Here is a 7,128-nt window from a genome sequence, read left to right as displayed (position 1 = left end):
GATCAAAGAAGATGCCGCAATGGGCATTGTCTTTTCTGCCTTTTTCGCACTAGGAGTGACGCTCATTACGGTCGTCCAGAAGTCCAACAAAATCGACCTGAACCATTTTCTGTTTGGCAATATTCTGGGCGTGACTCAGTCAGAAGTTCGGGATACGGCGATCATCGCTGTCCTGGTGCTGCTGGCGATCGTTCTTTTTTATAAGGAACTGCTGTTTTTTAGCTTCGACCCGCTTGGGGCACAGGCGACGGGTTTGCCGACCAACTGGTTTGACACAGGCTTGATGATTTTGTTTGCCCTTACTGTTGTTGCCAGCATGAAAGCAGTCGGCGTCATTCTGGTTCTGTCGCTGCTGATCACGCCTGCTGCCACTGCTTATTTGCTCGTGCCGCGACTGCATCAGATGATGCTTGTGGGTGGGGCGATCGGCACTGTGTCGAGCCTGAGTGGGATGTATTTCAGCTATTACTACAATTTGCCTTCTGGTGCAGCGATCGTTCTGGTTGCGTCGGTGCTGTTTTTCCTGGCACTGCTGCTCAGTCCAAGCCAAGGAATTTTGGTGCGGGCATTTCAGCGAGCGTAAAAACCAGACAAAGCCAGCCAATTTTTTGGTTGCCCTTGCTGAAATCGGGTCAGAACCAGCTATACTCCGTTGGATGTGATCTCAGCAGGCAAGCATTACGAATGGTCGCGGTAGCAATTCTGGCGGCAGGGCGAGGGACTCGGATGAAGTCTCGTTTGCCCAAAGTGCTGCATTCTCTTGGTGGACGATCGCTTTTGGAAAGGGTTTTGGACGGCACGACAGAAATTCAGCCGAGCCGCCGTCTGGTGATTGTTGGGTATGGGGCAGAGCAGGTGAGTCAGGCTCTCGCCCATGTACCGGATGTGGAACTGGTTGAACAGCGAGAGCAGCTTGGAACTGGACACGCCGTTCAGCAGCTCATTCCTCACCTGGAAGGGTTTGAAGGAGATTTACTGGTACTTAATGGCGATGTGCCGCTGCTACGTCCTAAAACGCTCGGTGCTTTGCTTCAAACGCATCAAACGCATCAAAACGCTGCTACTATTCTCACGGCTCAGATTGCTAATCCCAAGGGCTACGGCAGAGTGTTCTGCGATAGCGAAAATCGGGTAACGCAAATTGTAGAAGACCGGGACTGTACGCCTGCTCAACGGCAAAACCAGCGCATTAATGCCGGAATCTACTGCTTTAACTGGTTAAAGCTGGCGGAAGTATTGCCCCTGCTTCAGAGCAACAACAATCAGCAGGAATACTATCTTACCGATGCCGTGACAGCAGTCTCGCCCGTGATGGCAGTGGATGTCGAAGACTATCAAGAAATTCTCGGCATTAACGATCGCCAGCAGCTCGCCGATGCCTATGAGATTCTGCAAACGCGCATCAAGCAGGAGTGGATGACAGCCGGAGTAACGCTGATCGATCCGGGCAGCATTACGATCGATACTGAAGTGCAGCTCGAACCGGACGTGATCATTGAGCCGCAAACCCATCTGCGCGGCAAAACCGTGATTCGATCGGGCTGTCGGATTGGTCCGGGTAGCCTGATTGAAAACAGCGAGATTGGTGAGAATACTACTGTTCTGCTTTCAGTGGTAAGCGATAGCAGGGTGCAAGCAAATAGCCGGATTGGTCCGTATACCCATTTGCGCGGTCATGTGGAAGTAGGACAAGGCTGCCGAATTGGAAACTTTGTCGAGCTGAAAAATTCGCGGCTGGGTGAGCAAACGAACGTGGCGCATCTCTCCTACCTGGGGGATGCGAGTTTGGGAAATCGGGTCAATATAGGAGCAGGTACAATCACGGCAAATTATGACGGTGTACAAAAGCACCGAACCGAGATCGGCGATCGTTCCAAAACTGGATCAAATAGTGTGCTGGTCGCGCCCGTGACCTTGGGGGCAGATGTGACCGTCGCTGCTGGCTCGGTTGTGACTGAAGATGTACCCCACGACGCGCTGGTGATCGCCCGTGCCCGTCAGGTCGTTAAGCCAGGCTGGAAATTGAATCGATCGGGGTATGCTGAACAGCAACCGGAACAGCAAGCAGAGTGACTTAGGGCAAAAAATTTCCCCTACCTGTGAAACTTTTTCGTAGATTTACAGAAAAAAATTAAATAGGGGGTTACGCCCCTCACCCCTTTAGTGCAATAATCTGTTATGTAGATGCACCCTGATGGTTGGGAGAGTTTTCCAAATGGCTCTCCCTTTTTTCTTGCTTACTTTTCCTGGCTACTTTAGCCTGACTACTTTTCCCAACTGCTTTTCCTGCCCAATTTCAGACTGTGGCAAAAGGTCAGCAGAAAGCATTAGTTGAGCCAATTGATCGGACACTAGACTGAAAGAAGGGGCAAAGCCCTGCTGCTCATCAAAGTCGTTCATTAAAGTCTGGTGTGTCGTCCATGTCTGTCAATATGCCTGCCGATCGTTCTGCGAATTTATCGGGGAATTCAATTCTGTCACTTCCCTATGAGCCCGCCTTTGAGCGGTTAGGGGAAGACTACTTCGATGGGGTAGCTGCGGCAAAGTTTCCCCAACAGATTTTGCGGTTTCGTAACGATGATGTGTTGCGTCAGCTTGGGCTCGACCCGCAGCAGGTGACCGATGCTGATTTCATTGAGGCGTTTGGGCGGTTTGAGGGGCGTTCTCCATTCCTGGCAATGCGCTATCACGGCTACCAGTTTGGGGAGTATAACCCGCAGTTAGGCGACGGGCGCGGCTTTCTTTATGGGCAGGTGCGTGGGATTGACGGTGCGCTTTACGACTTTGGCACAAAAGGATCGGGCAGAACTCCCTACTCTAGAGGCGGTGATGGACGCTTGACCCTGAAAGGCGGAGTACGGGAAGTGCTGGCGGCGGAAATGCTGCATCAGCTGGGTGTCAGAACCTCGCGCTGTCTCAGTCTGGTGGAAACCGGAGAAGGGCTATGGCGCGGTGATGAACCGTCTCCGACCCGATCGTCTGTGATGATTCGTTTTTCTCGATCGCATATTCGATTTGGCACCTTTGAGCGGCTGCACCATCTCGGACGCAAAGATTTGATTCAGAAATTGCTGGATCACGTTCTGGAAATTTACTATCCCCACCTGAAAGGACAGGAAAACGCTTACTTGCAGTTCTATACCGAACTGGTCGAGCGAGTGGCAGATCTCACCGCACAGTGGATGTCGGTCGGCTTTTGTCATGCCGTTCTCAACACAGATAATATGTCCGTCACGGGCGAAAGCTTCGACTACGGACCCTATGCCTTTATTCAGCAGTACGACCCACAGTTTACTGCCGCCTATTTTGACTACTACGGACGCTACTGCTACGCGAACCAGCCCGCCGCTTGCCAGTGGAATCTGCAAATGCTGCAAGTGCCGCTCAAAGCTGTGCTTGATCCATTTGACATGGAAGCTGCCCTCGATCGCTATCACGATCGTTATCAGCACACCTACCGTCAGCGGATGCTGCGAAAATTAGGGTTTGAGATCGGTTTCGATCAGGTTTCCGAAGAAGTTGCCGATGAGCTTTTGCATCTGACTTTGCAGCTTCTCTTTGAAACCAAGCTAGGCTATCACGATTTCTTCCTGGCACTGCGGCAACAGTTTGATCGCTCCTGGCGCGACGCCGCAACCAATATTTTTAACCTGGCAGTCACTCAGGCTCCTGGCGACAAAACCGATGCGGTGGAAAGTCTGCTCGATCGCTGGCGGCAGTTTTACCATCAGGTGTTGAACAGCCTACCCGAATCAGAAATAAGCCGGATCGCCCAACGATTAAGTCAGCACAATCCGGCAACAGTTATTATTCGTCCCGAAATCGAAGCCATCTGGGAACCCATTACCCAGGAAGATAACTGGCAGCCGTTTTATGCACTGCTCGATCGGATTCGATCGTCGGTTGTTTCAGAGGAGATTTGAAAAGTCGGGAGAGTCAAGCGGTGGTTGAACTCTCCCTGGATCCCTCGCATTAATAGGGCGGGCAAACAAGAGCAAGCGAATGAGGGCAAGAATTGGCAGAGCCTTCTTTAGCGTCTTACCGAGTCTAGACTCGCAACGGGGACTAAAGATTGAGCTGGTTGCCTCTCTTGTATTGCAAATAGGCAGCCACAAATAATCCTGCCAGGGTGACAGGAATCAAACCAAGCACAATGCCAGAAAGTAACGGTTCTACCACAGCTTTATCTCCTTATCTCCGTTTGAATTTTAGCAAACAAAGCGACATTGCCGCTTCTTAACGGTTTTTAGTCTTCTTTCATAATCTCCGCGACGGGTTCAATTTAAAATATCCTGAGTAAAATAAAATAAGAAAGCGGTAAACTTTAAGTAGAGCAAGGCTTTCAGGTACTGTGGTGACAAGACTGCCTGCATTTGCTGAGCTTTGATTCCTGAGTAAGAGCTGGGAATATTAAAATATGCTTAGCTATAACGTGAAGTAAGTTAAATTCCTAAAATATATTGTTAGCTCCTGTTTGCCGTTCTCTCCCTTTTTGCCTCTCTTGACTAAAGAGCTTTTGGAAAAACCCCTTACAGCGACCTCGCCCGAGCCGACGGTGCAAAGAACAGTTATCACGCTGTTGGCTGTTCTACTTCTGGTCGTGCTTGCTTTTGTTGGCATTCATCACTTCCGCCATGCTGATCCCTATGTAAGAGATGTCCTATCTCATGCTGGCAATGCCCAACGGGGAGAAGTCATGTTTCAGATGAACTGTGCGAGCTGTCACGGATTTGATGCAAGTGGCTGGGTTGGTCCAAATCTGCATCGCGTTGCTTCTCGCAAGTCGCGAATTGGTCTTATTCATCAAGTTACGAGTGGGTCTACCCCGCCAATGCCTCAGTTTCAGCCAAGTCCTCAAGAAATGGCTGACTTGCTGGAATACCTGGAAAGTTTGTAGATCCTTTTGCCTTTAAAAAAGCCCCTTGCCAGAGCAAAGGGGCATAACGGATCTCAATGAACCTGGTTTTATCCTGCCAGCATCCCGATTTTTTACGCTTTAGGTAGAAGTAGGTTTAGCAATTGGTCGGTTGAACCGAGGGGTTTACCCTTGAAAAAAGCCAAATTTGCTGGACTTGAAGTAGGACAGTTGGCTGAACTGTCTGGCAGGGCAATGCTCGCACGATCGCCTTCGATGCAGACCCCAAACCGTTCTGGTGATACAAATCTACAAAAAAGAAATTCCCTGAAGGACTGGACAAAGGCGGCAGTTTAGTGGTACATCTGTTCCAGGAATGATCTGTTTGTCCTACAACCAGCCTACCAACCTATCAACCTATGGAATCCCTAACAGAAGTCCAGCAGCAGCTTTTTGACTGGCTGGTCGACTACATCAAAGAAAATCAGCATTCCCCTTCAATTCGGCAAATGATGCGAGCAATGGGGTTAAAATCTCCTGCTCCAATTCAAAGTCGTTTAGAACATCTGAGAGCCAAAGGATACATCGACTGGACCGAGGGTAGGGCCAGAACGATTCGCATCCTCAAGCCGCAGGGACTTCCGATTTTAGGAGCGATCGCTGCTGGCTCTGTTGTTGAATCTTACACGGACTCTGTCGAACAGCTAGACTTTTCCTGCTCGTTGCTCAAGCCGGGGGACTACGCACTGCGAGTCCGGGGAGACAGTATGATTGGAGCCTTAATTGGCGAAGGAGACGTGGTCATTATGCGTCCTGTGCAAGACCCGAAGGCACTCAAAAACGGGGCGATCGTCGCAGCACGGGTCAACGGAGATGGCACAACGCTGAAGTACTATCATCGTAAAGGCAATCAAGTCACGCTCAAGCCGGCAAACCCAAACTACAACGTGATCGAGGCTGCTGCGACTGATGTTGCAGTACAGGGATTGCTCGTTGCCGTCTGGCGGGGCTATAGCCACCTGGCATCTTAACGAAAATCCTGAGTCAATCCCTGTAAGCAAAAAAGCCTGCAATGACCCATCCTGCTGGATCATTCTTGAGCGGTAGGACTGGGACTTGCGGGTACACCTCCCTCAGACGGTGCAGCATTGAGTGCGTCCGGGGCAGATTCTGGTGTCGTAGCCTCGGCGGGTGCTGTGGAAGAAATTGGAGCAGCGGCAGTCTGGGCAGTAGGCTGGTCGAGATAATCATAGACCGTTGCGGCGATCTGACGAATTAGCTCTTGAGCGCGATCGTCATTGTGCGGACGCTTCACCATCGCAGTAATCGCATAGCGTTTGCCGCTGGGCATATCGATTAGCCCTGTATCGCCGACAAGGGAGCCGATGTCACCTGTTTTATGGGCGATCGTTGCCCCTGCCCCTAAAGAAGTAGGCAGCAGTGTATCGGTTAACGTTCCCTGCATAATCGCGATTGCACGATCGCGTGACTTCATCGACAGCAGCTCACCCTGACTCAGCAGCGACATCACCGCCGCAAGTTCCTTAGGAGAGGTCGTATTCGTTCCTTCCAGATCGGGCAGCACGTTGCGAACGGTGGTTTGCTCTAAGCCCCACTCCTTAAATCGCTGGTTTACAGCTTCGATGCCGCCCAGTCGCCGCAGGATCATGTTAGTTGCCGTGTTGTCGCTAATCACGATCATGTTGGTCGCCGTTTCCAGTGCCGTAAACTCTGAGCCAACGGGCAAATACTGCATATCGCCTGATCCCGTTGCAATATCGTTTTGCTGCATCGTTAGCATTTCATCGAGCCGAATTTTGCCCGCATCAACATCCTGAAAAAAGGCAATCAGGAGCGGCACTTTGATCATGCTGGCGGCAGCAAAGGTTGTTGTTCCGTTCAGGCTGTAGTAGTTGCCGCTGTCGAGATCGGCAAGAAAGACACCGGGCGCGAGATCGGTCAGGTCTTTGGTCAAAGGCTGGATTCTGGCTGCCAGTGTGGTCATTTCTTGACCCGGTTTAAAGGCATTGTGAATTGAGGTATTTGCAGGAGCTGCCTGGGCGTTACTGCTTCCCGAGGCGACGTTTTCCTGGTTTGCCTGCGCCGATCGCACCGTGGGTTCCCAAATTGAGAGCGCAGTTCCGGCAATTGCCCAAATTCCAACGCCTAGAATCAGCAGCCGGATTCCCTGCATTAAAGGAGGGGTAGGGCGACGCTTGGGGTGAGGTTTGCGCGTTCGACGCGACTGTGAACCGGGAACTGAATCAAGAGCT

Annotated in this window: 9 protein-coding genes; 6 read left to right on the top strand and 3 right to left on the bottom strand. The window is 51.1% G+C overall.

What is annotated here, in order from left to right:
* On the top strand, window positions 1-583 hold a 583-nt coding region (locus tag H6F80_RS04570), incomplete at its 5' end, for a metal ABC transporter permease (protein WP_190790425.1).
* 101 nt (window positions 584-684) lie between these two features.
* Window positions 685-2,073 carry a bifunctional UDP-N-acetylglucosamine diphosphorylase/glucosamine-1-phosphate N-acetyltransferase GlmU gene (gene glmU / locus H6F80_RS04565; RefSeq protein ID WP_190790424.1) on the top strand — a complete coding sequence of 463 codons (1,389 nt, stop codon included), beginning with the start codon at window positions 685-687 and terminating at the stop codon, window positions 2,071-2,073.
* A gap of 177 nt (window positions 2,074-2,250) precedes the next feature.
* On the opposite strand, the gene H6F80_RS04560 is transcribed toward glmU, so the two are convergent.
* Window positions 2,251-2,400, bottom strand: a complete 150-nt coding sequence (locus H6F80_RS04560) for a hypothetical protein (RefSeq protein WP_190790423.1) — start codon at window positions 2,398-2,400, stop codon at window positions 2,251-2,253.
* Window positions 2,401-2,420: 20 nt separating this feature from the next.
* Here H6F80_RS04560 and H6F80_RS04555 point away from each other — a divergent pair, with 20 nt between their 5' ends.
* The gene (locus tag H6F80_RS04555) at window positions 2,421-3,923 is read left to right on the top strand and encodes a protein adenylyltransferase SelO (protein WP_190790422.1); all 1,503 of its coding nucleotides are present in this window, start codon (window positions 2,421-2,423) and stop codon (window positions 3,921-3,923) included.
* Window positions 3,924-4,065: 142 nt separating this feature from the next.
* Here the strand turns inward: H6F80_RS04555 and petG are convergent, their stop codons facing one another.
* The gene (gene petG / locus H6F80_RS04550; protein ID WP_035999205.1) at window positions 4,066-4,179 is read right to left on the bottom strand and encodes a cytochrome b6-f complex subunit V; all 114 of its coding nucleotides are present in this window, start codon (window positions 4,177-4,179) and stop codon (window positions 4,066-4,068) included.
* A gap of 376 nt (window positions 4,180-4,555) precedes the next feature.
* Between petG and H6F80_RS04545 the strand changes: the two genes are divergently transcribed.
* The 3 genes from H6F80_RS04545 to lexA all read left to right on the top strand — a co-directional run bounded on the left by H6F80_RS04545 (window position 4,556) and on the right by lexA (window position 5,886).
* Entirely contained in the window at window positions 4,556-4,897 is a 342-nt protein-coding gene (locus H6F80_RS04545; RefSeq protein WP_347277824.1) for a c-type cytochrome, read from the top strand.
* A gap of 150 nt (window positions 4,898-5,047) precedes the next feature.
* Entirely contained in the window at window positions 5,048-5,212 is a 165-nt protein-coding gene (locus H6F80_RS04540) for a hypothetical protein (RefSeq protein ID WP_190790420.1), read from the top strand.
* Between the two features lie 62 nt (window positions 5,213-5,274).
* Window positions 5,275-5,886: a transcriptional repressor LexA gene (lexA, locus tag H6F80_RS04535; protein ID WP_190790419.1), complete on the top strand. Its 612-nt coding sequence runs from the start codon at window positions 5,275-5,277 to the stop codon at window positions 5,884-5,886.
* 59 nt (window positions 5,887-5,945) lie between these two features.
* Here lexA and H6F80_RS04530 read toward each other — a convergent pair.
* Window positions 5,946-7,128: serine hydrolase (locus tag H6F80_RS04530; RefSeq protein ID WP_190790418.1), on the bottom strand; the 1,183-nt coding region annotated here is incomplete at its 5' end.

Source organism: Leptolyngbya sp. FACHB-711 (assembly GCF_014695615.1).
GTDB lineage: Bacteria > Cyanobacteriota > Cyanobacteriia > Elainellales > Elainellaceae > Leptolyngbya_A.
This window is presented reverse-complemented; position numbering and strand designations above follow the sequence as displayed.